We start from the raw sequence: 24,542 nt of genomic DNA on the forward strand, positions 1-24,542 counted from the left end.
AATTATGGAAAATGTACAGCATCCAAACGGATTTACGGAAAGACGCGTCATGTCTCGAATCGATGCTGCCTTACGAATTAATTATCAGATTATTTCCGATGATGTTGCCTTGAATGATCCTTACGATCCTAACTTCGTCTTGCCCCGCTATTTTCTACTACTTGCAGAACTAGATCAATTTGATCATGCGGTTAACTACGAATTAGAACAATTATCTGAAAAAGATCAACAAATTGCTCGAATCTTATCCTTATTTAATCAAAAGTTAAACCTTATTACCGGTTCTTTGTATGACGCAATTGTACAAAGCATGTTACCTGTACCAGAGCAAGTGAACTTTTCAGAAACCGGTTTTAGTTTCTTTAATGAGCGCCCTATCGCTGAAGGCACCTATCTGCACGTGACTTTGAGTCATCCGGAAAATTTCTTCCATATTGCAGCAACCGCTCAGGTGGCCTACAGTCGCGAAGAAGAAAATGGCAAATATCGGACTGGTGCATATTTTATTACCATGCATCCCCAAGACCGGGTCAAACTGGGTGAATGCGTCAAGGCTCACTTTGTTTAAATTACTGCTTTAGTCAGTGCTGCTGGGTGATGAAAGGCGAGCGTTATAGCTCGCTTTAATTTCTCTGGAAAAATATAACAACAAACCAGCCAGTAAGATAACGACGCCAAAGACTGCTCCACCCGATAATTTTTCATCATTCAGAATCACCCCGACAAATAAGGCCAGCATCGGCGTCAATACGGTGGTCAATGACAAAGTGGTCGCCTTGATTTTCTGCACCAGTTTAAAATAACAGAACATCGCAATCAGGGAAGCCATGATTACAGCATAACTGAGTCCAATCAGCGATTTAGCCTGCGGAATCTGGGTCGGTGCAAATTGCCAGATAAATAGCAACATGGTACAGGCCATGACCGCTGAAACAGCAATAGAACCGGCCGCTTGTGCCATAGGTTCGAGAGGTGCATTAACTTTTTTCACCCAGAACATCGAAACACAGTAAATAAAAACACTGAGCAACATCAGGCCTATGCCAATCGGCTGAATATGCTGATCTTTGCCACCGACACAGATAATGCCCAGACCCAGCAAGGCAATCGCCATACCACCCCACTGCGAAGGATAGAGCTTAAGCTGAAATACAAAACGGCCAATTAAACCGGTAATAATCGGCGCCAGTCCGAACATCAGGGCAATAACGCCTGAACTCAGATAATCCGTGGCCAGATAAGTGAAAATCTGTGAGCCGATAAAACTGCATGCGCCAGCCAGGTAACTGTGCATGGATAATTTATCTAAGGGAAAACGGGTTTTAAATAGCCACAACAAGGCAAATGCAAAAGGCAAAGCCAAAAAGAAACGCAATGCCAAAGCCCAGAGCGGATGCAAATCCGTCACACTCCAGACAATAGCTAGCGGTGTCGTCGCCCAGATAAAAACCAATAAAAGATAGGTGGCAATCATATTGGTTTGTGTGGGCATGCGAGTCACTCTGAATAAGGCTTAAAGCGCGGAAGTTTTACGTTTTTGTTTTTGGATGGTCTGATCGAGTGCGCTGGAAAATTCGCGTTTATCCCGTTCTGAAATCGGTGGCGGACCGCCCGTTTGCACGCCCGCTCCGCGTAAGCTGTCCATAAAATCACGCAGATGTAAGCGCGCTTTGACATTGGCTGTAGTATAAATTTCACCACGGGGATGAATCGCAATCCCGCCTTTTTCAATGACTTCCGCAGCCAAGGGAATATCTTGGGTCATGACAATATCATGCTCTTTCATGCGCAGAATAATTTCTTTATCTGCAGCATCCGCCCCACTCATCACCTGAATTGAATTAATTCTGATCGAAGGAGTTATTCCGACTGGTTGGTTGGCAACAAAAGTGACTTCTAGCTGATAGCGATCCGAAGCACGAATAATCACATCTCGCAGAATACGGGGCAATGCATCGGCATCGACCCAAAGTTTGAATGGCAACACAGGGCTTCCCATTAAGGTATTAATCATGGTTATTCTAGCAAATTGAGACGATCAGGTTGATGATTAAATCGCTCCATTTTCATTGCATCTGTCATCAATATTTTAAAAAGTATGTGCCCGGTAAAACTGGCGTGATTCACACAAGAAAAAAATTTGACTTCATTTGACTGGCATTTTAATTTTAAAATTCATTCGATTGACTTGAAAAATCGCAATGACCCTCGATTAACTATAAATACATCATCCAAGATCAATTGTGCATATGAAAAATCAGAATAGCCCAGAGATCATCACCATTGATGATCAAAATTTCGGTAGTCATGTCGAACATTGGACCTTGCTCACCGACAACCCTGGCACAGATGTTCCACAGTGGTTAGGCAAAGCTCTTGATGAACCAATCATGCCGATGGGCCTTTGTACACAAGAATGTGATATGGATGCAGAGACCTGGCTGATTCAGGGACCGAGCAAAGCTGCGGTACAGTTGAGTCAAGTGATTGCCGTCGAAAACAACAAACCTCAAGTAGTAAAAACTGCATTTCCGTGCTTTGACAGTCCTTATCAGGTGAAAGCCACGATTGACCGGATTATTAGCTGTAAATCCAATACTCAGGCTGTATTGCGCCTGAATCTGGGTGCTAATAATATTATTTACGCTTTCGATAGCCTGTATAGCGTCAATCACCCGCACTATGAAAAAGACCAGTCCTATGTGGTAAATCTGAATGGCTGGGCCTATGAACTTGAAGCGGTCGCAGATCATGAGCATCTGGTGGTTGATGATCCGGCTTCGATCAAGCACCACCGTGCCTTGAATGATATTCTGGCTGCCAATAATGGTGTAGCACCGGATAATTTGCAGGAACAGATTGATGCCTGGCAGCCGCAGTGCGAAGAAGATAAAGAACCTGTAACCGTAGATTTTTCTAAAATGGTAGCTTATCTATACGGCGAAACCATGGGTCAGGAAGATGAAGCCTGGTTCCAGGGCAATATTGTCGGTAAAACGACTATGCAGTTTATGGGTCAGGACTATACCCTTTATGATGTCCCCCTCATTCATGATGAAGGCCAGCCTGCGACCTTGATCCGGATTGCAACGCGGAATGACCAGTACAGAGACTTCCAGATTGGCCAGTATATTCGTGGCAACTTGTGGATTCAGGCCAATATTTATAGAAAAGCGGCCTAAGTTCAAACAGAAAAAGAAGATATTCATTTTGATGGGTATCTTCTTTTAATCCATCTATATCCTTATTTGTCATTTTAATTTTTGATTATTTTTTATACATATTTTCTGGCTTAATAATCTATTTAAATTCATTAAAAACCAAGTTATCCACATTTTTAAATTCAAATGAATTCATTTTAAATATTTAAAATAACCTTAAAAATCTTGTAAAAATAAGCATTTGATTTCTCATATAAATAATCAGATGTCATGCAAATCTAATATTTAAATAAAATTAAAATTTATGCTCTTTAATCAAAAATGTACTTTATTTAATCAATTTTTTATGATAAAAATACTCACAACAAATTAGTATTAACGATAAATAGATCGGACAATAAATATCTATGAAAATCGTGCAAGAAGAAACATTACAACAGGTCGAGCATCATCTTAGCTCCCGCTATAATATTGATATGATGTCCTGCCTTTTTTTCATGTTGGGGATGCTGATCTGCGGATTCATCCTGCATACTTTTATTTTCTAAAATTATTGCATTCATAAAAAAACCCAGCCTGTGCTGGGTTTTTTCGTTTCAGGAATTAACCATTGCGTTTGGCAAAGTCATCCATAAAGTTCACCAATGCCTGCACACCCTCTAAAGGCACGGCATTATAAATACTTGCGCGCATACCGCCAACCGAACGGTGACCAGCAAGATTCAATAAATGCTGCGCTTCGGCTTCTTTCAGGAACTGTTTCTCAAGATCTGCATTGGCCAAGGTAAATGGTACGTTCATGATCGAACGGTTTGCTTTTGCGATTGGATTCGCATAAAAATCGCTTTGATCGATATAACCATAAAGCAGGTTGGCTTTCTCAAGGTTCACTTTGTGCATGGCATCTACGCCGCCATTTTCCAGTAACCACTCGAATACCAGACCAGATAAGTACCATGCATAAGTGGATGGTGTGTTGACCATTGAGCCATTTTTCGCTTGATCTGAATATTTCAAGATGCTTGGAATTTCTGGTTTGGCTTGATCGAGTAAATCTTCACGAATGATCACCAGCGTTAAGCCAGCAGGCCCGATATTCTTTTGCGCACCGGCATAGATCAAACCAAATTTAGAAACGTCTAATGGTGCAGATAAAATACTAGATGAATAGTCGCACACTAATGGCTTGTCTGTTTCAGGAATTGAAGAAAATTGCAGACCGCCAATAGTTTCATTATCCGCATAATGCACATAAGCTGCATCATCAGAAAGATTCCATTCGCTTTGTGCACTGATCGCATATTTGCCATCAATTTGGATACCTGCTTTTACAACATTGATATCGCCATAACGTTTCGCTTCTTTCAAGGCTTTTTCAGACCAGATGCCGGTATCGATATAGTCTGCTTTGTTGTTTTTGCCAAGCAGGTTCAATGGAATTGCCGAGAACTGTAGTGATGCCCCACCCTGCAAGAACAATACTTTGTAGTTCTCAGGAATATTCATGAGTTTGCGCAGGTCTGCTTCCGCTTTTTCAGCCATGGCAACATAGTCGGAACTACGGTGGCTCATTTCCATGATCGAAAGACCTTTGCCATGCCAGTCAAGCATTTCAGCTTGAGCTTTTTCAAGTACGGCAGTCGGTAATGCAGCAGGACCAGCACAGAAGTTGTACGCGCGCATGATTTTTCCTTTCAGAGTGAAACACAATAAAATGATGGCATTTAACCATATCTGGCAGGGTCTTGCACAAAATTATTTCAATCTATGAGTCAAGATAGAGTCAAAAAATCAATGTAGATTCACAAGATAAATTGACCAGTATTTTAGCCTGCTGTTTTTATCATCTTTGCACTCACAATTGAAAATATTCAAGATTAAGCCATTTTTTGATTCTAGATATTCCATTAAAAACAGCCGATAAGTATTTGAAATACAGATGTAAAAGAAACAATACTATAACTTTACACTAGTTCTATCTGCATACCTTTGATTTATACTAGCGGGATAACATTACCGGCTTTAAATCAGTTTAGCGACTTTATGAAATTAAAGAAAAATAAAAGACAGCTTGTCTGGAGTTTAAATCTGCTTGCATCGATGATGTATGGCAGCTTTACTCATGCACAGAGCATCAGCTTTCATGACGCTGAACGTCAGTTGTTGCAAAATTCTTATAGCAGCCAAGCCTATCAAAGTCTGGAACAGGCCTCAAAACTTGAAGCTGAAGCAGTAAAAGGCGTAGGTCTGCCACGAGTCGATCTGAATGTTCGTGCGTATGCCTTTCATAATGAACTCGATTTACCTTTAGGTGCATTAAAAAATAATTTAGAGCAATCCTTAACCAATGGTGTAAATAATAGAATTGATGAACTGAACTTAGGTGCTATTGCTGATCCGCTAAAAAATAGTTTAAGACCACCTATCCAAAATGGAGTTGGCTTAATTCCTGATAGTTCGCATGTCGTGCTGGATGATCAGGTGATTCGCCCGACGGTTTCAGTCATGATGCCGCTTTATACCGGTGGGCTGACAAGTAGCGCCAAAGAAATCGCCAATATTCAGGTCGGTCGTAGTCAGCTCAGCAACAAACAGCAGCAAGACACGCAGCGTCTTGAACTGATTCAAAGTTATTTTAATGTACAGCTTCAAAAGCAAATGCATGCAGCAGCACTGTTTAATCTGAATGCCATGCAGCAGCATTATCGCAATGCCTTAAAGATGGAACAGCAAGGTTTTATCAGTAAAGGCCACCGCATGCAGTTTGAAGTGGCACGCAATAATGCCGAGCGCAGCCAGCAAAATACGCAGGCCAATTTGAATGCTGCCCTGTTCCAGCTCAATAATCTGCTTCAGGAAAGTAGCATCACCGAACTTTCGACGCCTTTATTTGTCAATAAAACCGAGCCACAGGCCTTAAATCATCTGCTGAAAACCTTTAGTCAGAACTCTGCGCTGATTCAAAAAATGCAGCTGGATACCCAATTGGCTCAAGCCAATGTCAAAGCCCAGCAAGCGGCAAAAAAACCGAATGTTTTTGCTTTTGGCGAATATAGTCTGGATCAAAATGAAAACTGGATTGTCGGGATTGCCGCACGCTATAACCTGTTTTCCGGGATCGATAAAAACAAAAATATTCAGGCTGCCGAACTCAAACGCTCTGCCACAGAACTTCTCACTGCACGCACCCAGCAGGAAATTGAAAATCTGATTTATAAATCTTATAGCGAAGCACTCAGTGCACAGCAAAGTGATGCGCTTCTGGCACAAAACTTGAAAGCCGCACAGGAAAATTTACGCATCCAAGAATTGTCCTTTAAAGAAGATATGGGCACCGCCATACAGGTCATCGATGCACAAAATATGCTGAGCGGACTACGAGCCGAAACTGCCTTGAATGCTTACAAATATGTGATGTCACTGGCCACACTATTACAAAGCCATGGCTCGATTGCAGAATTTCCGAACTACATCCAACATACCAACACTCACTATATTCGCTAATGGAGCCGAACATGAACGAAGATCAAAAGCCCAATGATCCTGTGAATGAAGCGGCTTCATCCAGCGATACAGAAAAATCGCCTGCGCAACAGGTAGAAACAAAAACTGAAATAGAAAACAACGCGACGACTTCGACCGAGCAACAACAAGCTCCTGAAATCGCTAAAAAGAAAAAATATTTATTGCTCGCCCTAATTCCAGTTCTGCTGGCAGTCATCGCATTTGGATTATGGAAAAGCTACCAACCGGCTCCGCTGGAATTGCAGGGTCGTGTAGAAGCTGAAACGGTTCAGGTGGCGACCAAAGTGCCAAGCCGTATTGAAGAAATCTATGTAGAAGAAGGTCAGCGGGTCAAAAAAGGCGATGTGCTGGTGCGCTTAAACAGCCCGGAAATTCAGGCCAAAAAACAGCAAGCCGTAGCGGCTTTACAATCTGCGCTAGCCTTACAATCGACTGCTGAACGTGGCTCGCAGGAAGAAAATATCGCCAGTCTGTATGCCAACTGGCAATCGCTGAAAGCACAGCAAAATTTAGCCAAAGTTTCTTATGAGCGTGGTGCAAATTTATTTAAGGAAGGTGTGATCTCACGCCAGCGCCGTGATGAATTATTTGCAGCCAGTCAATCAGCGGCGCAAATGACTGAAGCGGCGTATCAGCAATACGCACGTGCCAAACGTGGCAGCACCTCGCAGCAAAAGAGTTCTGCCGATGCACAGGTAGATATTGCCCAGGCTGCGCTGGATGAAGCCAATGCATTAGAGGCAGAAACCCAATTAGTAGCACCTGTAAACGGAACGGTGTCTAAAACCTATGGCAAAGTCTCGGAGCTGGTAGCCACCGCAGTCCCTGTGGTCAGCCTGATTGAAGATCAAATGTGGGTGAGCCTGAATATTCGTGAAGACCAATATGCCCCGTTTCAGAAAATGAGCAGTATTGAAGGTTATATTCCCGCCCTAGATAAAACCGCCACTTTTAAAATCAAGCAGATCAGTGCTGAAGGTGAATTTGCCACCATTAAGACCACACGCCAAACCGGCGGTTATGATGTGCGCAGTTTTAAGCTGCATCTTGTGCCCGCACCAGCGATTCCTGAACTGAAAGTCGGGATGAGCGTATTATTTAAACTGAAAGAGACCCGATAATGTGGACGGGTATATGGCGCGAACTGCGCTATCTGCTCCGCGAAAAATGGGATCTGTGTCTGGTCACGCTGGCACCTGCACTGGTGATTATTTTATTCAGCAGCATGTTTGCTCAAGGGAAACCGGATCATTTACCGATTGCGATTATTGATCAAGACCAGAGTGCGCTGAGTCAAAGCATTTATCAGCATGTGGCACTGAATCATACTCTGAAAATTGTTACGGTGTCGGAACAAACAGCTGAAATTGAGCGCCTGTTAAATCAAAATAAAATTTGGGGTTATATCCATATTCCAAGCGGCGCCGAGCAACGTCTGGTTCGTGCTCAGGATGCTGACATCAGTATTGCCTTTAACCAGAGTTATTTCAGTATCGGAAATACCATTTCGTCTGCCATGCTGGTTAGTACCCTGCAAGCACTGGCTGAATTTAGCGGACAGCAATATCTGGGGAACCGGCTGCCCTCTCTCGAAGCACCGTCACCGCATATCAAAATATCGCCACTGTATAATCCGCAGCTGAATTATGAATTCTATCTGGAACCCTATGTCATTCCGGCAATTCTGCATTTACTACTGTGTTGTTGTGTGGCATTTTCCGTCGGTCAGGAACTGAAGCGGCAGACCTTAACAAGCTGGATTAGCAACTCATCCATCTGGATGGCATTACTGTCTAAGAACCTGGTCTATGTGGCTATTTTTAGTCTATGGACCTGGATCTGGATGTTCTGGCTGATTGAAATTCGCGGCTGGTTTGTTGCCGGCTCACTCAGCCTGATTCTATTGGCGCAATTTCTGCTGTATAGCGCTTATGCATTTTTAAGCAGTGCAGTGGTTCTGGCAACCAAAGATTTAAGTAAATCTTTTGGCATCATTGCGGTCTATGGTGGTTCATCTTTAAGTTTTGCCGGTGTGACTTTACCTTTAAATAATGCGCCCCTATTCACCCAGTTTTGGTCCAATATTATTCCGTTCACGCCCTATGCCAAATTACAAACTGAACAATGGGTGATTGGTAGTCCATTGCATATTTCACTGCCAGCTGGATTAATGCTGCTGATCTATGCCCTAGTCTACGCTCTGCTGGCTTATCTGTTTCTTAAAAAAATCGCCAAAGGAGCAACACCATGAAATCCCTTTGGTTTTACTATCTACAAAGCTTTAAAGATATCGTCAGTCACGGCACGATCTTTACCACGCTGATTCTATCCGTCTTGTTTTACAGCTTTTTTTATCCAACCGCTTATCAGGCACAGCAGGCTGAAGCCTTACCGATTATTATTGTCGATGAAGAACAAAGTAGCTTAAGTACCCGCATTATTGGTCAGGTGGCACAAAGCCCCAATGTCGAAATTCAGGCGATTACCGGAAATTTTGCCGAAGCCAAACAAGGGGTGGAGTCACAAAAAGCTGATGGCATTTTACTGCTACCGGACAATTTATCGCAAAGCTTAAGGCATGGTGAAACAGGTGGCATTGGCCTGTATTTAAGCACAGCCAACTTTTTAGTGACCAAACAAATTGGTCTGGGCTTAGCCACATCGGTTGAGCAAACGTTGGCAGACTATACTGAACGCTTTGGCGAGGTCTCGGATTTTTCACCTGCTCTTTCTGTGCATCAAATTCCTTTATTTAATCCGCTGTCCGGCTATGGCAGTTATGTCTTTCCTGCGGTTGCACCCTTAATTATCCACCAAACCATTCTTTTAGGTTTGAGTATGCTGATTTTGGTATATCGGGAAAGAAAAATAGAATTAAACGTAAATGCATTGACTGGGATGTGCTTAGCCGTCTTCACCATCGGCTGTCTGGGATGTTTCTATTTATTCGGTTTCAGCTTCTGGCTGTTTGATTATCCGCGCGGTGGCAACCTGTTCGGGATGCTACTGGCTGTTGCGGTTTTTATCTACACAATAATTGGCATGACCTGCCTATTTGCCAGTTTTCTGGATCTGCCAGAGCGTGCGGGTCATGTAATTGTGTTTACTTCCATTCCACTGTTCTTTTTATCTGGTGCGGCCTGGCCGCATGCTGCCATGCCCACCTGGATGCAAGTCGTTGGCGAAATCCTGCCCTCTACCCAAATTGTGCAGACGTTTATTCAACTCAATCAGATGGGTGTGCCTACAACACTGGTCTTGCCTAAATTGCTTTATCTTGGAATGATCGGCAGCTTGTGCTTTTTCCTGGCTTATCGACGTTTAATTTCTAGTCATCAAAGCAGATAGAGCATTATAGTAATGCTCCTATTCCACTTATTTATTTGACTCGCCAAAGACCTGAATATTGAAATTACGAATCTTGTTGCTGCCATTCGGCTTGTCAAAACTCACATCATACTGAACCAGATTCTCCGGATAGGCAATTTCATAGCTGACCTTATATTGCCCAGGCTGATTAGTTGCTTCTTCAATCTCTTTGGTCATTAAAGTCTTAGACTTGTATTCACCTTGAGGAATTGAACGTGAAAAGCGTTTCATCAGCTTTTCATTATCCTTAAACTGGGTTTGCAACTGCGGTTCTAACTGATCCAGAAATTCCTCATATTTCCCGTCACGCAAATCCTCATAGGCTAGCTGTGCCGCCTTTTCCTGTTCAGGACTCGGATTCGGAATATTGTCCATTGAATTACAGCCAGTCAATGCAACCGCTGCTGCCAACAACATTAATTTGGTTTTCATCGCTTACCCTTATAGCAGTCAAGGTTTATAAAAAAGGACGCCGAAGCGCCCTTTTTATCAGTAAAAAACTTATTCTTCTACTGAATTTTCACCATCTTTTGCAACTTGCTCAGTTTCAGCTGCTACATCTGTTTCTGCTACTAAAGATTCTGCACCTTCAATCGCTTCAACAAACTCATCTTCTTCAACCGCTTCGATTGAAACGACACCAACCAGCAATTCCTCATTACCTAGGCGGATCAGACGAACACCCTGTGCGTTACGACCGGTTTGCGCCACTTCAGATGCACGGGTACGAACCAGCGTACCGCCATCAGAGATTAGCATAAGTTCTTTAGAAGCATCGATGGCAACAGCGCCCACCAATTGACCGTTACGTTCAGAGGTCTTGATCGCAATCACGCCCTTACCGCCACGTTTCTTGGTCGGGAAGTCATCTACAGGCGTACGTTTACCATAACCATTTTCAGATGCACACAGTACTTCGCCAGTTTCAGGTACAACAACCAGTGATACGATTCGGCTAATCAATGCTGAATCTGAACCATCTTCGTCATCAGACTCGATCTCAGTTTCATCATTTTCTTCTAGCTGTGCAGCTGCACCAATGGTCACGCGCATACCACGTACACCTTTGGCAGAACGGCCCATTGAACGCACATCAGTCTCAGCAAAGCGAATGGCTTTACCTTCGTTCGAGAACAACATGATTTGCTGTTCGCCGTCGGTAATCGCTACACCAATCAGGGTGTCATCGCCATTCAGCTCAATCGCACGTAAACCGTTTGAACGAACATTCGAGAACTGTTCAAGCTCTACACGTTTAATCGTACCGTATTCAGTCGCCATAAACACATAGAAGTTTTTACGTACCGCTTCAGCCTGCTGAGCAAAGTCATTGATGATGTCATCATCAAGATCTGTTGCAGAAAGCTCCAAGCCCAACTGTTTCAATTGGATACGCAATGCATCAGAAATATCATCCGCACCGTCTTCAGATTCTGTCAGCGCTGCTTCAAGCTCGGCAAAATGAGCATTGATTACTTCATTGTTTTGCAACTGCGCTGCATTAGCTTTGACAAATGCCTTGAAGTCAGCCAGACGTTCCTTGAATTTCTTCGGCGCATCGATCACCGGCAAGATCGCGGTAATAGTCTCGTTTTCATCCAGTGGCAGCAAGTTCACCATTGGGCGACCTTTGGCACCACGTGATGCTTGCGGCACTTCATAGACTTTCAGACGATAGACCTTACCAACGTTGGTAAAGCAAAGTACCGTCGCATGACTTGACGTCACAATCAGATGTTGAATGTAATCATCTTCTTTCATGCTGGTCGCAGATTTACCACGGCCACCACGACGCTGCGCAGCATAGTCAGACAATGGTTGTGTTTTCGCATAACCTGATTTCGATACCGTCAGCACCATTTGCTCTTCAGGAATCAGATCTTCACGAGAGAAATCGATACGTGACTCGACAATCGACGTTTTACGTGCATCGCCATACTGCTGAAGAATTAATGCCAGCTCTTCACGAATCACGTTCATCAACAGATTAAAGTCATTCAAAATTGCAGTCAGTTCAGCAATTTGTGACAGGATTTCACTATATTCAGCATGTAACTTGTCTTGTTCCAGACCAGTTAAACGATGCAAGCGAAGTTCCATAATTGCATTCACCTGGGTTGGTGACAAACGATAAATCTCGCCATCCAAACCAAATGGGCGACTTGGGTCTTCACCTTCAATCTCATCCGGACGCACAGAAACTGAACCGGCTTTTTCCAGCAAGGCCAAAACACCGCCACCTGCCCACTCACCTGCCTGCAAACGCTCACGCGCTTCAGCCGGATTCGCAGAACTCTTGATAGTTTCGATGATGGCATCAATATTCGCCAGGGCAACGGTTAAACCTTCCAAGATATGCCCACGTTCACGCGCTTTGCGTAATTCGAACATGGTACGACGCGTGACCACTTCCTGACGGTGACGGATAAATGCCGCAATGATGTCTTTCAGGTTCATCAATTTTGGTTGGCCATTGTCCAGGCAAACCATATTGATGCTGAAAGAGTTTTCAAGTTGTGTGTTCTGGAACAGGTTGTTCACGATCACTTCGGCGTTTTCACCGCGCTTCAGGTCAATCGCGATACGCATACCGTCTTTGTCAGACTCGTCACGAAGCTCTGAAATGCCTTCCAGTTTTTTCTCTTTGACCAGTTCAGCAATACGCTCAATGGTTTTTGCTTTATTGACCTGATATGGAATTTCAGTGAAGACAATCGTGGTACGGCCATTTTTCGGATCTTCTTCGAAATGGTACTTACCACGAATATGCAAACGGCCCTTACCGGTACGGTATGCATCGACAATGCCTGATTTACCGTAAATGATACCGCCTGTCGGGAAATCCGGACCAGAAATATGCTCCATCAACCCTTCGATACTGATCTGAGGATCATTGGCATAGGCCAGACACGCATTCACCACTTCAGTCATGTTATGCGGGGCCATATTGGTCGCCATACCGACTGCAATACCGGTAACACCATTAATCAATAAGTTCGGTACACGGGTTGGCATCACCTGAGGAATACGCTCAGAGCCATCGTAGTTGTCTTCCCACTCAACGGTATCTTTTTCAAGATCCGCTAACAGTTCGTGGGTCAGTTTACGCATACGCACTTCGGTATAACGCATGGCTGCTGCGCTATCGCCATCGACCGAACCGAAGTTACCTTGACCATCAACCAATTGGTAACGCAAGCTGAAATCTTGCGCCATACGTACAATGGTTTCGTATACGGCAGAATCACCATGCGGGTGATATTTACCGATCACGTCACCGACTACACGTGCAGACTTTTTATAAGCTTTGTTATAGTCATTGCCTAATTCGTGCATTGCGAAAAGCACACGACGATGAACAGGTTTTAAACCATCTCGTACATCGGGCAATGCACGTGACACAATCACGCTCATCGCATAATCGAGATATGAGCTTTTAAGTTCATCCTCAATGGCAATCGGTCTAATTTCCGATACGCTCATGCATACTCCTTATTCTACAAGCCAATTTTGGCTTGTATTTATATGTCGTAAAACTAGCAAAATCATTAACTCAAACGACTGAGTTAAAAACTAAAATACAGCCCTAAATTATAGCATAAACACTTGTATTTTTGTGTCGAAATATTCAGCTTAACCTTGTTAATTATCTTCATTTTAGTGATCATTTTCTTGTTATTTCAAAACAGAAAATCAGTGCATCCAGACAGGATTTTTCAATACTCAAAATTTTGAGAAATACAGGAGTACAAAAACAAAATGCGCCAATCAACTGGCGCATCTTCATCGTTTTTTCTATATTTTTATTGTGCCTGGTTCAGTACTTTACGATAGCTCAGCACGGCCACAATCAATAAAACTGGCAATAACATTTCTACCCCTTCCTCAATGGTCATAATCATGATTTGAGTATGTGGCACCAACTGGATGCCGAATTCTTCTTTCAGGGTTGAGGTCGTGCGATCGAGCACTTTGCTCAGTCCGCCACAGGCAATGGTGAGAAAGATAAAAAAATGTGCAATATTCAAAGAATTCTTCATGCTTCGTATGGTTTGAACCAGCTTTTTCGCCAGTACCAGAAAGACAAAAATAATGCCGAGCAATAAAATAAATCCGAGCAGCTTATCCATGAGCGGAATTTCAGCACTGCGATAGAAATTAGTTTTGATAAAACTCATTTCAAACACCTGCTTATGGAAATCCATTTCCCGTAATCCCAACAATGTCGCTGCTATAGCCGTAAACACTCGGGTATTAGGTTTGATTTCAACATTAAGCAAACACAGCACTGCCAGCAAGTACCATAACCATGGACTCATGACTTCAAAAGCGCCTGATTCACTAAATAAATACTGAGTCACCGCACAGGCGGTGCATTCAGGGCAGTATGAATGCAAATACCCAGATAAAGCGCAATCAGCAGAAAACTAATGAACAGGATATGGGCGGCTTTGGAAAAGGACATGATTAAAAACAGGAGAAAAACCAAACCGGAATTTTATCACTTTTCACGCAAATGAAATACTCTAGTTTCGACTGCCGAGTATTTTTAAAATTTTTGCATAAAAAAACGCCCTTGGACAAAACAGAAAAGCATTGCTTTCACTGCCTGCACAAGAGCGTTTTTTGAACCCGATTCAGGAATTAGATTTTAGAAACCAATTCAGGAATAACACTGTTCAGGTCACCGACTAACCAGTAGTCAGCAACTGCGTTAATTGGCGCTTCTTCATCTTTGTTGATCGCAACGATCACTTTAGATTCTTTCATACCCGCCAAATGCTGAATCGCACCAGAGATACCTACAGCGATGTACAGGTCAGGTGCAACGATTTTACCCGTTTGACCGACTTGCATATCGTTTGGTACGAAGCCAGCATCTACCGCAGCACGTGATGCACCTTGAGCAGCACCAAGCTTGTCAGCTAACGGATCAAGGATTTTGTGATAGTTCTCACCAGAACCTACACCACGACCACCAGAAACTACAATACGCGCAGCTGTCAGTTCAGGACGTTCAGATTTTACGATTTCTTCGTTGATAAACTTAGAAATACCCGCATCACCCGTAGACGCAGCAGCTTCAACAGCAGCAGAACCGCCCTCAGCAGCTACAGCATCAAATGCCGTACCACGAACAGTCGCCAATACGATGTTTTCGCCTGATTCTACAGTCGCAATTGCGTTACCTGCATAGATCGGACGTTTGAAAGTCTTAGGACCATCTACCGCGATGATGTCAGTGATCATGCTTACATCAAGAAGTGCAGCTGCACGTGGCAAAATGTTTTTACCAGTCGTCGTAGAAGCAGCAAGGATATGTGTATAGCCTTTACCTAATTCAGCAACAAGTTTAGCCACGTTTTCAGCCAATTGGTTTGCATAAGCAGCGTCATCAGCAAGTAATACTTTGCTTACACCCGCAACTTTAGCCGCCTGGTCAGCAACTGCCTGAGCGCCAGAACCAGCAACCAATACAGTGATATCACCACCGATTTTTTGCGCCGCAGCAACAACGTTTAAAGTAGCAGCGTTTAATGCTTTGTTGTCGTGCTCAGCGATAACTAAAATACTCATGATTTTTATCCTTCTGTATTAGATCACTTTCGCTTCGTTTTTCAATTTTTCTACAAGCTCGTCTACAGACTTCACTTGTACGCCAGCTTTACGCTCTGCAGGTGATTCAACTTTCACTGTTTTCAGTTTAGTTGCAGGGTTTACACCGAAATCTGCAGGTGACTTGGTATCAAGCGGTTTTTTACGCGCTTTCATGATGTTTGGAAGTGCCGCATAACGAGGCTCGTTCAAACGCAAGTCAGTGGTAATGATTGCTGGAAGTGTCAGCTCAACAGTTTGTAAACCGCCGTCTACTTCACGTGTTACTTGTACTTTGTCGCCATCTACTTTTACTTCAGAAGCGAATGTACCTTGACCTGCACCCATTAGAGCGCCAAGCATCTGACCAACCTGATTCGAGTCATCATCAATTGCTTGCTTACCCAGAAGGATCAATTGTGGTTGTTCAGCGTCAACAACGCCTTTCAGAATTTTAGCGATTTCCAGCGCACCCAGTTGGCTGTCATCAGCTTCAACCAGAATACCGCGGTCAGCACCAAGCGCCATTGCAGAACGGATTTGTTCTTGGGCTTCTTTAGGACCAATAGAAACAACAATGATTTCTGAAACAGTTCCTTTTTCTTTTAAACGAACCGCTTCTTCCACTGCGATTTCACAGAATGGGTTAATTGACATTTTAACGTTGGTTAAGTCAACACCACTGTTGTCCGGTTTAACACGAACTTTAACGTTGGCATCAACCACACGTTTTACAGCAACAAGAGCCTTCATGTAATCCTCGGCTGTTTTAGCAAATGTAAATGTTGAGAAAAGTTAGTGTAACTCTTCACTTAAATTTTTTTAGGTGCCCTATCTTGCAATGTGTACGGCATTTCGGTCAAGTCACAATTCAACAAAGAGCTGTAAAAATGCGTAAATTTACCTGAACGATGCGTTCACAATTAATTGTTATCCATTTATTACATGAAATGTATAAACATTTACTTAAAATTTAAGCATTGATTTATATTATTTTTTTATCTGATTAATCACATCAGAAGTTTTGATTGATCAGTTTTAATTTAAATTGATTTATAGCAGCTTGAAGCAAAACAGCCGGAATATACGTATGTCAGCTTTTGTCATTTTGGACAGAACTCTTTTTGAGAGCGAATTAAACCTAATATAAAGACAAATTGACCAAATAATAAACCAGCGCATTGAATTCTACGCCGACAAAGTGAATATTTAATTTCAAATCTTCACAATTATAAAAAAAGCATACTGCGAACAGTATGCTTCTTTGCAATCCGATTAATTAATGATTAACCAGCTTGCGGCAAGTGCCAGTAAACCACCAGAAGTTCCATCTACCCATTTTTGTTTACGTTCATCCATTTGGGTTTTTTGGCTGATTTTGCTGAACAAAATACTTAAGCTACAATACACTACAAAAATCAGACTGATAAAAATAAAGGACAGGATCAAACCTTGGCTGACAGTATTGGCTGATTTATCAATAAACTGCGGCAAAATCGCAAAATAAATCAACATGCCTTTCGGATTTAGCAGTGCGGTAAAAAAACCTTTTTTAATCGGATTGGCCGATGTCTTTTTCTCAATGTTCAGCGCATTTTTACTGAATACCGATTTGAGCAAATTAAAGGCCAAATACAACAGATACGCGATCCCAAGCCAGCGAATCGTTTCAAACAGGACCGGAAAAGAAACAATAATAGCCGCAATTCCGAGTGCCACCAGAATAGAATGCACCAGATAACCGCAACACACACCTAAGGTTGCCATCATGCCTGCTTTTGCATCTTTACCCATCACTTGAGACAGGATAAATAACATATCGGGTCCAGGCGTAAAAATCAGGGGAAGCACGGTCAGTGCAAAGAGTACAAATACAGACATTTCCTTTTCCTTTCAAACTCCAGAAAGTGAAATAAGTATCTGCGATTTTTTACAAAATTGGCTTTCAATTTATTTTATAATAAGTATTATTTTTCGAATATTATTCTAATTTATGAAAATATCCACCAAGTCTGTGCGGGTAAAACTTGATCGAATTGATAAAAATATCATTCGACATTTACAGGCCAATGGCCGTATTCAGAATAATGATCTGGCACGTGAAATCGGACTTTCACCTTCATCCTGTTTACGCCGGGTGAAATTACTGGAAGATGCAGGCGTGATTCAGAACTACACCACTATTGTCGACCAACAAAAAATTGGTTTTCAGCTGATTTTATTTTCGCGCATCTGGTTAGTCGGTCAGGACGCTGAAACCATTGATACCTTTATTGAGGCGATGAAAGAATTGCCGCAAGTGATGGAGTGCTACATCATTTTGGGGGAAAGTGATGCCATGTTGAAAGTCGTGGTGCCTGATCTGGAAAGTTACCGGAAATTCCAGTCGACCCATCTGACCAAAAAAAATGGTATTACCAGTGTCAAAACGGATTTACCCAGCCAGATTATTAAACAGAGTTTTCAGCTACCTTTAGAAGATTTATAGACAAACTGATTTTAGATAACGAAGCTATGTTCTTAATTTAAGATTTACATACTCGTAGCTTGCTTAAACCATAACCTGTGCTGCAAGCGCATAGATGGCAAGTTCTACCCTAAGAAAAGGTTGCCTATAGAAGACAACCTTTTCCTCTTGAACAACGCCAAACCACAGGACTGAATCTTATTTTTATGTTGTGTGGATGCTTCAGAATTTACTCAGTTTCTTGTGCTAAAAAATCACGATGGACATGGCTTAAATCTACCAGCTCATAGTCTGCCAGTTCAAAAATTTGCCAAATCGCAATCGCATCTTCTTTTAAATCGACTGCCTGAGTCGCACGATTCGACAATTGCCATTGCAGGTCAGAAATCCATAAATAGTATTGTCCAGTCGCCGCATTAAAGGCCTGAACTTTTCCATCGGCATTAATCCCTTGAATGATGGCACCTTCAGGTAAGGTCGCTTCAAGATTGGGTAAGCTAATGTCCACAAAATGCTTGATTTGTCGCAAACCATAACCTGCAAACATTTCTTTTTGAGCTTCACTTAACTGTGCATATTTTTGCTCTATATCTGCAATTACCAGTGTGTCCATGTCACCTCCCATCGGTCAAATACTGAGACGCCGCTCAGCAATATTTCATTTTAAATATTAAATACTATTTATTGTTATACCTGAAATGGCGCATTTAACGAATAAGACAATAGTGAAATGCGTACCCAAACGCCAATGTTCAGTTCAATTCCATTTTAAGGTTTATATATGAACGTTTTGTGCCAAAAATACAATTTTCATGATTTTTATTCTTTACAACTTGGCACATGATCAATCTTCTTTATGCTGCGCACGTGGATGAGCCTGATCATAAATTTGGGCCAGATGATCAAAATCGACATGAGTATAAATTTGCGTGGTGGTTAAATTACTGTGTCCCAGCATTTCCTGCACCGCGCGTAAGTCCCGGCTATTCGACAACATATGACTGGCAAAGCAATGTCTTAATAAATGTGGATGTAAATCTACATTCACGCCTGCGCGCTGCGCCTGAAACTTGACCCGATTTTCAATTTGCCGTGCACCAAGCGGATTGCCTTTCTGGGTAATAAATACATTCGCCTCCGGCACAAAATCACCATTCCATAAAGGATAGATTTGCAACCAGGCCATCACGCTGTCTTTGGCCTTGGAACCGAAAGGCACTATCCGGGTTTTATTGCCTTTACCAGTAATGCGTAATAACTGCCGGTTGAAATCAATATCTTTAATTCTCAGGCTTTGCAGTTCTGCCAGACGCAGCCCACTCGAATAAAGCAATTCCAAAATCGCTTTGTCCCGGAGCCACATTTGCTGCTGTATTTCATTTTCAGGCGCAGGCTGATCTATAATCTGGTTGACGGTTTCAATATCCACCATGCCCGGCAAAGGACGCGATTGACGTTTTAACTGAAAATCATCCGCCGGATTAAAAGCCATATGCTGAGCCTGCTCGGCCCATTTCATAAACTGGCGAATAGCCGAAAGCATACGTTGCAGGCTGCTAGGACTGAGCTGATGCTGTTCCACTTTTTCAGCCAGAAACTGGCGTAAATCGGTGGCTTCTACATCGTTTAAATTAAGCTGTTCACGCTGGCAAAACTCTAAAAAATCCGAGACATCACGCTCATAGGCTTGTAAGGTATGTTTGGACTGGTTTTGAATTTCACGTTCTTTCAGCCACATATTGAGCAAGAGTTGAGGTGGCACAATCACTGCTTGCTCCATTTAGAATTGCTCCAGATAACCTTGAATCAGCATTGCAACCTGACCTGCATGAGTATTGACAAAGAAATGATCTCCACCTTGGATAATATACAGTTTTGCATTTTTAAAAATTCCTGCCAAGTATTGTCCAAGCTGAACAGTACTTAAAGGATCATGATCTCCCCAGATCAGCAAGATCGGAACGTCCAGACTTGCGAGCTGAACGCAGCTAAATTCAGTTTGGTCTTGTACAAACCAGTCCGGTGCTGTTTTAAATTGTTCACGATAATCTCTACGCCAATCTGCACAATGAAATGTTTTTAAATTCAGACCACCAGATGTCGCCAACAATACCAGTCCTTTGACTTTCTGTGGATGCTTAAGTGCCAATCCAATGGCCAATACACCACCCATAGACTGGGCAATCAGAATGGAATCATTCTCAATTTTTTCTTTCACGAATTCATGCAGATCATACAGGTTTTGAATGGCTAAATTTGGCGCTACGCCATCAAAACCCGGATAGGCAATGACTTGCTGATCTGTATATTTGGTTAATGCTGCCCTTAATGGCTGCCAAAAGTGCTGGCTTCCTGAAGCACCCGGCAGGAAAACAAGCTTATTCATCTCATTCAAATTCTACGGTTTTTCCCATCCTAGCATAAAAAAAAGCACCATCGATCAGACAGTGCTTTTTTCTCAAGCGGAACCAAGCTTAACCCTGGAAATAACGTAAATCCAGACGTCCTTCATACACGGTCGCCGTTGGCCCGGTCATCCAGACCACATCACCTTCTTTCCACTCAATTTGCAGCTTGCCACGTGCCAGTTCAACTTCGACTTTACTCGACAGCAGACCACGGCGCATACCTGAAATTGCGGCAGCACAGGCACCTGTACCACAAGCCAAGGTCTCGCCTACACCACGCTCGTACACGCGTAAACGTGCATGTTTTTCATCAATAATCTGCATAAAGCCAGCATTGACTCGTGCCGGGAAGCGCGCATGTGATTCAACTTGTGGACCAATACGTGCGACATCAGCAGCGATCACATCCGGTACAATTGTCACCGCATGTGGATTCCCCATATTGACCACATCAATGGTCAGCTTTTCACCGCCAGCAAGATCGATGTCATATAGGCTTTCCGGTGCATCGGCCAGGAATGGAATTTCCTGAGGCAGGAATTTTGGATAGCCCATATTGACCCGTACCCAACCATTCGCACCCAATTCAGGCTCTACAATGCCTGATTTGGTTTGTACCTTGATTTTGGTTTTGGTGGTGAGCTGACGATCATGCACAAATTTGGCAAAACAGCGCACGCCATTACCACATTGTTCCACTTCTGAACCATCGGCATTAAAAATCCGATATTTAAAGTCTGCACTTGGGACATCGGGTGGCTCAACCACCAAGAGTTGATCAAAACCAATGCCGAAGTTACGATTGGCCAAACGCTGAATGGTCAAAGTGTCTAAATAAGCACGCTGGCTGATCAGATCAACCACCATAAAGTCATTGCCCAGACCATGCATCTTGGTAAATTCTAATAACATCCTGATTTATCCTTAAGGCAATAAACGCTCACGTTCCCAGAGTGATTCAATCGTTTCACGTTCACGAATCAAATGCGCCTGGTCAGCGTCGACCATTACTTCAGCAGCACGACCACGGCTGTTGTAATTTGAGCTCATGACGAAACCATATGCACCGGCACCGAGTACCGCCAGTACATCATTTTCTTTAATGGCAAGCTCACGCTCCTTACCCAAGAAATCGCCAGTTTCACAAATTGCGCCCACGACATCCCATTCTTTCGTTTCGACATCGGTACGAGGTGTAACAGATTGAATGTCCATCCATGCTTCATATAACGCAGGGCGAATCAGGTCATTCATCGCTGCATCAATGATCGCGAAATTACGATGATTGGTCGGTTTTAATAGATCTACTTTAGTCAGTAACACACCAGCATTGGCAGAAATACTACGTCCCGGTTCCATATACACTTTCAAGCCCAACTTTTCTAGAGCCGGACGCAGTGCATTAGCATATTCCTCAACCGATGGTGGTGTCTCATCTTTATACGTCACACCCAGACCACCACCGATATCGATATGTTTAAGGGTGATTCCCCGTTCTTTCAACTGGTCGATCATGACAATGACACGATCCAGTGCATCCACAAATGGCTGGGTTTCAGTCAACTGTGAACCAATATGGCAGTCAATCCCGACCACATCCAGATTTGGCAATGACGCTGCATATTGATAAGTTTCAAATACGCTATCCGATGGAATACCGAATTTATTTTCTTTTAAGCCGGTTGAAATATAAGGATGGGTTTTGGCATCGACATCCGGATTCACACGCAATGAAATCGGTGCTTTGACATTTAATTCAGCCGCAACTTTCTGGATACGATCCAGCTCGGCATAAGATTCGACGTTAAAGCAGGCAATGCCGACTTCCAACGCTTTTTTGATATCCGCTTCAGATTTACCCAGGCCCGAAAATACGATTTTCGAAGGCTCACCACCAGCTTTCAGCACACGCGCCAATTCACCACCCGTCACAATATCAAAACCGGCGCCCTGTTTGGCCAATACATTCAATACCGCAAGATTAGAGTTGGACTTTACCGCAAAACAGATTTGATGATCGATAAAGTTAAAAGCACGGTCCATATCTAAAAAATGCTTTTCCAAAGTGGCTTTGGAATAAACATAGAGTGGTGTGCTAAATTGCTCCGCGAGCTGTTGTAATGAACATTGCTCAGCGTGCAATACCCCATTAATGCGGGTGAAACTCATGAAGGTATCCTTTCTGTGAAAGCGTTATGGTGTGGTTTTAACGTCTGAATCGGTAGGTGCAGCAAACTGTTGTTGCACAGGTGTCTCTCGTTCTTCATCGGACGCTTTAGGCTCAGTTTCAGTATTTTTGTATAACAGATACTTGGCACGCTTGTCGTAATTCGGATCATTCGGCAAGTGCAAAGCCCCTGACTGTCCACAACCTGCAAGAGCAAGACCTGTCGCTAAGATACTGATGTAGCAAATGACTTGGCGCATCTGACCACCTAATGTAATAGTTTCGATGAAGTATAACGCGATCATTCGGCATGACCCAAGCGTTAAACGCTAGAGAGTATCTTTAGACAAAAAAAAACGCCAGCAGATCGCTGACGTTTTTATTGATAAGGTTTATTTATGTTTCTGTTTATAGAAACCAAAATATCCAATGATTAGCAGGATAAACCAGATCGGACTGATCATCAGTGCCTGACGGGTATCCTCTTCCAGTGCCAAGACCACAATCATGCTCAGGAAGAAAATAATCACGATCCAACAGGTCACTAAACCACCTGGCAGCTTAAAGGTTGATTTAGCATGTAGTTCTGGACGTGTTTTGTAATACACGATATAGCTCCAGATAATGATGATCCAGACACAAATAAACAGAATCGTGGATAAAGTTGTGGCCAAGGTAAAGGCCCGAACGGTATCCGGAACAAAATACTGGAGTGCTGCACCCAGCAACAAACACACGGCAGAGAAATACAGGGCATTTGCAGGGACCGCGCGACGGTTCAGGCGACCAAAGGCAACCGGTGCCTGCTCTTCACGTGACAGGCCAAACAGCATACGACTGGTCGAGAATACGCCACTGTTCATCGAGGACATCACCGAGGACAACACCACCAGGTTCATGATAATCGCAGCCGCTGCAATGCCAGCCTGACTGAACAGGTTTACAAAGGGCGAAACATTCGGGTCAATCTGGTTCCATGGAGTCACTGACATCACAATCAACAATGCCAATACATAGAAAATAATGATACGAATCGGAATAGAGTTCACCGCTTTCGGCAGGTTCTTTTCGGGGTCTTTGGTTTCAGCTGCTGTAGTCCCCACCAGCTCTACCCCGACAAAGGCGAAAATGGCGATTTGGAATCCAGCCAAGAAACCATATCCCCCTGTTGGGAATATCCCGCCATGATCCCAGATATGACTAAAGGATGCGACCGTACCGGCATCATTGGTAAAACCGGTAAACACCATCCACAGGCCAACGGCAATCAGCACCACAATGGCGATAATTTTGACCAGGGCAAACCAGAATTCCATTTCACCAAACAGTTTTACCGTGACCAGATTCAGCCCCATGATAAACACAATCGCGGCAACACTGATCATGACGCCTTCTTCAGGGCTAAAGGGCAAACCATTATTGAAGAATTGCAGATAATAAATAATGGCTGACAGATCTGCGATCCCGATGGTGATCCAGCAGAGCCAGTAGGTCCAGCCAACAAAATATCCCGCCCAAGGCCCGATCAGATCCGTGGCAAAATCAATAAATGATTTATATTGCAAATTGGAAAGTAACAATTCCCCCAATGCACGCATCACCAGAAAGACCATAAAACCGATGATCATATAGATCACCAGAATCGAAGGACCTGCAAGACTGATGGTTTTACCCGAACCCATAAACAGGCCGGTTCCGATGGCGCCCCCAATGGCAATTAACTGTAGGTGCCGATTGGACAAACTCCGCTTTAATTCACCGTGCTCTGCCGATGAATTGTTATATTTTTCTGACATTATTAATTACAACTTTGAGTTTTACTCGCGACAAATTAACGTAAAAAATGCTGA

General features: G+C 43.2%; 23 protein-coding genes and 1 pseudogene. 7 read left to right on the forward strand and 17 right to left on the reverse strand.

Translation table 11 applies throughout. The features are described 5' to 3' along the window. The first annotated feature begins 4 nt into the window (after window positions 1-4). Window positions 5-568, forward strand: coding sequence for a PilZ domain-containing protein (locus tag BFN00_RS04970; RefSeq protein WP_004279140.1), 564 nt, complete (start codon window positions 5-7; stop codon window positions 566-568). Window positions 569-577: 9 nt separating this feature from the next. On the opposite strand, the gene BFN00_RS04975 is transcribed toward BFN00_RS04970, so the two are convergent. After that, a complete protein-coding gene (locus BFN00_RS04975; protein ID WP_071850630.1) occupies window positions 578-1,492 on the reverse strand; it encodes a DMT family transporter in 915 nt (304 codons plus the stop codon). A gap of 21 nt (window positions 1,493-1,513) precedes the next feature. Continuing rightward, the gene (locus tag BFN00_RS04980; protein ID WP_171260766.1) at window positions 1,514-1,999 is read right to left on the reverse strand and encodes a YaiI/YqxD family protein; all 486 of its coding nucleotides are present in this window, start codon (window positions 1,997-1,999) and stop codon (window positions 1,514-1,516) included. A gap of 250 nt (window positions 2,000-2,249) precedes the next feature. Between BFN00_RS04980 and BFN00_RS04985 the strand changes: the two genes are divergently transcribed. Continuing rightward, window positions 2,250-3,182 carry a hypothetical protein gene (locus tag BFN00_RS04985; RefSeq protein WP_071850632.1) on the forward strand — a complete coding sequence of 311 codons (933 nt, stop codon included), beginning with the start codon at window positions 2,250-2,252 and terminating at the stop codon, window positions 3,180-3,182. Between the two features lie 410 nt (window positions 3,183-3,592). On the opposite strand, the gene BFN00_RS16225 is transcribed toward BFN00_RS04985, so the two are convergent. Together BFN00_RS16225 and serC are read right to left on the reverse strand one after the other, a co-directional pair. Beyond that, on the reverse strand, window positions 3,593-3,724 hold the full coding sequence (locus tag BFN00_RS16225; protein ID WP_257221144.1) for a hypothetical protein: 132 nt from the start codon (window positions 3,722-3,724) through the stop codon (window positions 3,593-3,595). A 40-nt stretch (window positions 3,725-3,764) separates the two neighbouring features. Further along, the gene (gene serC, locus BFN00_RS04990; RefSeq protein ID WP_071850633.1) at window positions 3,765-4,844 is read right to left on the reverse strand and encodes a 3-phosphoserine/phosphohydroxythreonine transaminase; all 1,080 of its coding nucleotides are present in this window, start codon (window positions 4,842-4,844) and stop codon (window positions 3,765-3,767) included. Between the two features lie 360 nt (window positions 4,845-5,204). Between serC and BFN00_RS04995 the strand changes: the two genes are divergently transcribed. Genes BFN00_RS04995 through BFN00_RS05010 form a run of 4 tightly spaced genes read left to right on the forward strand, consistent with a single transcriptional unit; the run spans window position 5,205 to window position 10,034 of the window. Then, complete coding sequence (locus tag BFN00_RS04995; RefSeq protein WP_071850634.1) at window positions 5,205-6,665, forward strand: TolC family protein; 1,461 nt, start codon at window positions 5,205-5,207, stop codon at window positions 6,663-6,665. 11 nt (window positions 6,666-6,676) lie between these two features. Next, complete coding sequence (locus BFN00_RS05000; RefSeq protein ID WP_071850635.1) at window positions 6,677-7,807, forward strand: HlyD family secretion protein; 1,131 nt, start codon at window positions 6,677-6,679, stop codon at window positions 7,805-7,807. Next, window positions 7,807-8,937 (forward strand): ABC transporter permease, encoded by a 1,131-nt coding sequence (locus BFN00_RS05005; RefSeq protein ID WP_071850636.1) that lies wholly within the window; start codon window positions 7,807-7,809, stop codon window positions 8,935-8,937. Before BFN00_RS05000 ends, BFN00_RS05005 begins: the two co-directional genes overlap by 1 nt. Then, window positions 8,934-10,034 (forward strand): ABC transporter permease, encoded by a 1,101-nt coding sequence (locus tag BFN00_RS05010; RefSeq protein WP_071850637.1) that lies wholly within the window; start codon window positions 8,934-8,936, stop codon window positions 10,032-10,034. The genes BFN00_RS05005 and BFN00_RS05010 overlap by 4 nt, the downstream gene beginning before the upstream one ends. 27 nt (window positions 10,035-10,061) lie before the next feature. On the opposite strand, the gene BFN00_RS05015 is transcribed toward BFN00_RS05010, so the two are convergent. The 6 genes and pseudogenes from BFN00_RS05015 to BFN00_RS05040 form a co-directional block, all read right to left on the reverse strand. Further along, window positions 10,062-10,487, reverse strand: coding sequence for a DUF3887 domain-containing protein (locus tag BFN00_RS05015; protein ID WP_071850638.1), 426 nt, complete (start codon window positions 10,485-10,487; stop codon window positions 10,062-10,064). A 69-nt stretch (window positions 10,488-10,556) separates the two neighbouring features. Further along, entirely contained in the window at window positions 10,557-13,538 is a 2,982-nt protein-coding gene (gene gyrA, locus BFN00_RS05020) for a DNA gyrase subunit A (protein WP_071850639.1), read from the reverse strand. A 320-nt stretch (window positions 13,539-13,858) separates the two neighbouring features. Further along, window positions 13,859-14,520: pseudogene (locus tag BFN00_RS05025) on the reverse strand (hypothetical protein). Between the two features lie 179 nt (window positions 14,521-14,699). Beyond that, window positions 14,700-15,632, reverse strand: coding sequence for an FAD-binding protein (locus tag BFN00_RS05030; RefSeq protein ID WP_071850640.1), 933 nt, complete (start codon window positions 15,630-15,632; stop codon window positions 14,700-14,702). Between the two features lie 18 nt (window positions 15,633-15,650). After that, window positions 15,651-16,403: an electron transfer flavoprotein subunit beta/FixA family protein gene (locus tag BFN00_RS05035; RefSeq protein ID WP_004731799.1), complete on the reverse strand. Its 753-nt coding sequence runs from the start codon at window positions 16,401-16,403 to the stop codon at window positions 15,651-15,653. Between the two features lie 522 nt (window positions 16,404-16,925). After that, on the reverse strand, window positions 16,926-17,531 hold the full coding sequence (locus BFN00_RS05040) for a LysE family translocator (protein ID WP_071850641.1): 606 nt from the start codon (window positions 17,529-17,531) through the stop codon (window positions 16,926-16,928). Between the two features lie 112 nt (window positions 17,532-17,643). Between BFN00_RS05040 and BFN00_RS05045 the strand changes: the two genes are divergently transcribed. Beyond that, on the forward strand, window positions 17,644-18,138 hold the full coding sequence (locus tag BFN00_RS05045) for an Lrp/AsnC family transcriptional regulator (protein WP_004645712.1): 495 nt from the start codon (window positions 17,644-17,646) through the stop codon (window positions 18,136-18,138). Window positions 18,139-18,346: 208 nt separating this feature from the next. On the opposite strand, the gene BFN00_RS05050 is transcribed toward BFN00_RS05045, so the two are convergent. From BFN00_RS05050 to BFN00_RS05080, 7 genes are all read right to left on the reverse strand, one after another. After that, window positions 18,347-18,730, reverse strand: coding sequence for a hypothetical protein (locus BFN00_RS05050; RefSeq protein ID WP_004731804.1), 384 nt, complete (start codon window positions 18,728-18,730; stop codon window positions 18,347-18,349). Window positions 18,731-18,961: 231 nt separating this feature from the next. After that, the gene (gene xerA, locus BFN00_RS05055) at window positions 18,962-19,897 is read right to left on the reverse strand and encodes a site-specific tyrosine recombinase/integron integrase (RefSeq protein WP_071850642.1); all 936 of its coding nucleotides are present in this window, start codon (window positions 19,895-19,897) and stop codon (window positions 18,962-18,964) included. After that, entirely contained in the window at window positions 19,898-20,503 is a 606-nt protein-coding gene (locus BFN00_RS05060; protein ID WP_071850643.1) for an alpha/beta fold hydrolase, read from the reverse strand. It lies immediately after the preceding gene. Between the two features lie 88 nt (window positions 20,504-20,591). Next, a complete protein-coding gene (gene dapF, locus BFN00_RS05065) occupies window positions 20,592-21,437 on the reverse strand; it encodes a diaminopimelate epimerase (protein WP_071850644.1) in 846 nt (281 codons plus the stop codon). Window positions 21,438-21,449: 12 nt separating this feature from the next. Beyond that, window positions 21,450-22,694 carry a diaminopimelate decarboxylase gene (gene lysA, locus BFN00_RS05070; protein WP_071850645.1) on the reverse strand — a complete coding sequence of 415 codons (1,245 nt, stop codon included), beginning with the start codon at window positions 22,692-22,694 and terminating at the stop codon, window positions 21,450-21,452. A 24-nt stretch (window positions 22,695-22,718) separates the two neighbouring features. After that, window positions 22,719-22,952, reverse strand: coding sequence for an LPS translocon maturation chaperone LptM (lptM, locus tag BFN00_RS05075; RefSeq protein ID WP_071850661.1), 234 nt, complete (start codon window positions 22,950-22,952; stop codon window positions 22,719-22,721). A 132-nt stretch (window positions 22,953-23,084) separates the two neighbouring features. After that, window positions 23,085-24,488 (reverse strand): amino acid permease, encoded by a 1,404-nt coding sequence (locus tag BFN00_RS05080; RefSeq protein WP_071850646.1) that lies wholly within the window; start codon window positions 24,486-24,488, stop codon window positions 23,085-23,087. Window positions 24,489-24,542: the final 54 nt, after the last annotated feature.

The sequence above is a fragment of the Acinetobacter sp. AR2-3 genome (genome assembly GCF_001878775.1).
In the GTDB taxonomy this organism is placed as follows: Bacteria; Pseudomonadota; Gammaproteobacteria; order Pseudomonadales; family Moraxellaceae; genus Acinetobacter; species Acinetobacter lwoffii_D.

Bases quoted from the DNA above. Each gene is read 5' to 3' on its own strand.
- dapF (WP_071850644.1), bottom strand. From the start codon at position 21,437: ATGTTATTAGAATTTACCAAGATGCATGGTCTGGGCAATGACTTTATG.
- BFN00_RS05040 (WP_071850641.1), bottom strand. From the start codon at position 17,531: ATGTCTGTATTTGTACTCTTTGCACTGACCGTGCTTCCCCTGATTTTT.
- BFN00_RS05030 (WP_071850640.1), bottom strand. From the start codon at position 15,632: ATGAGTATTTTAGTTATCGCTGAGCACGACAACAAAGCATTAAACGCT.
- BFN00_RS04980 (WP_171260766.1), bottom strand. From the start codon at position 1,999: ATGGGAAGCCCTGTGTTGCCATTCAAACTTTGGGTCGATGCCGATGCA.
- BFN00_RS05010 (WP_071850637.1), top strand. From the start codon at position 8,934: ATGAAATCCCTTTGGTTTTACTATCTACAAAGCTTTAAAGATATCGTC.
- gyrA (WP_071850639.1), bottom strand. From the start codon at position 13,538: ATGAGCGTATCGGAAATTAGACCGATTGCCATTGAGGATGAACTTAAA.
- BFN00_RS05060 (WP_071850643.1), bottom strand. From the start codon at position 20,503: ATGAATAAGCTTGTTTTCCTGCCGGGTGCTTCAGGAAGCCAGCACTTT.
- BFN00_RS05045 (WP_004645712.1), top strand. From the start codon at position 17,644: ATGAAAATATCCACCAAGTCTGTGCGGGTAAAACTTGATCGAATTGAT.
- BFN00_RS04970 (WP_004279140.1), top strand. From the start codon at position 5: ATGGAAAATGTACAGCATCCAAACGGATTTACGGAAAGACGCGTCATG.
- BFN00_RS05000 (WP_071850635.1), top strand. From the start codon at position 6,677: ATGAACGAAGATCAAAAGCCCAATGATCCTGTGAATGAAGCGGCTTCA.
- BFN00_RS05005 (WP_071850636.1), top strand. From the start codon at position 7,807: ATGTGGACGGGTATATGGCGCGAACTGCGCTATCTGCTCCGCGAAAAA.
- BFN00_RS05050 (WP_004731804.1), bottom strand. From the start codon at position 18,730: ATGGACACACTGGTAATTGCAGATATAGAGCAAAAATATGCACAGTTA.
- BFN00_RS04985 (WP_071850632.1), top strand. From the start codon at position 2,250: ATGAAAAATCAGAATAGCCCAGAGATCATCACCATTGATGATCAAAAT.
- lysA (WP_071850645.1), bottom strand. From the start codon at position 22,694: ATGAGTTTCACCCGCATTAATGGGGTATTGCACGCTGAGCAATGTTCA.
- BFN00_RS16225 (WP_257221144.1), bottom strand. From the start codon at position 3,724: ATGAATGCAATAATTTTAGAAAATAAAAGTATGCAGGATGAATCCGCA.
- xerA (WP_071850642.1), bottom strand. From the start codon at position 19,897: ATGGAGCAAGCAGTGATTGTGCCACCTCAACTCTTGCTCAATATGTGG.
- BFN00_RS05080 (WP_071850646.1), bottom strand. From the start codon at position 24,488: ATGTCAGAAAAATATAACAATTCATCGGCAGAGCACGGTGAATTAAAG.
- BFN00_RS04995 (WP_071850634.1), top strand. From the start codon at position 5,205: ATGAAATTAAAGAAAAATAAAAGACAGCTTGTCTGGAGTTTAAATCTG.
- BFN00_RS04975 (WP_071850630.1), bottom strand. From the start codon at position 1,492: ATGCCCACACAAACCAATATGATTGCCACCTATCTTTTATTGGTTTTT.
- lptM (WP_071850661.1), bottom strand. From the start codon at position 22,952: ATGCGCCAAGTCATTTGCTACATCAGTATCTTAGCGACAGGTCTTGCT.
- serC (WP_071850633.1), bottom strand. From the start codon at position 4,844: ATGCGCGCGTACAACTTCTGTGCTGGTCCTGCTGCATTACCGACTGCC.
- BFN00_RS05035 (WP_004731799.1), bottom strand. From the start codon at position 16,403: ATGAAGGCTCTTGTTGCTGTAAAACGTGTGGTTGATGCCAACGTTAAA.
- BFN00_RS05015 (WP_071850638.1), bottom strand. From the start codon at position 10,487: ATGAAAACCAAATTAATGTTGTTGGCAGCAGCGGTTGCATTGACTGGC.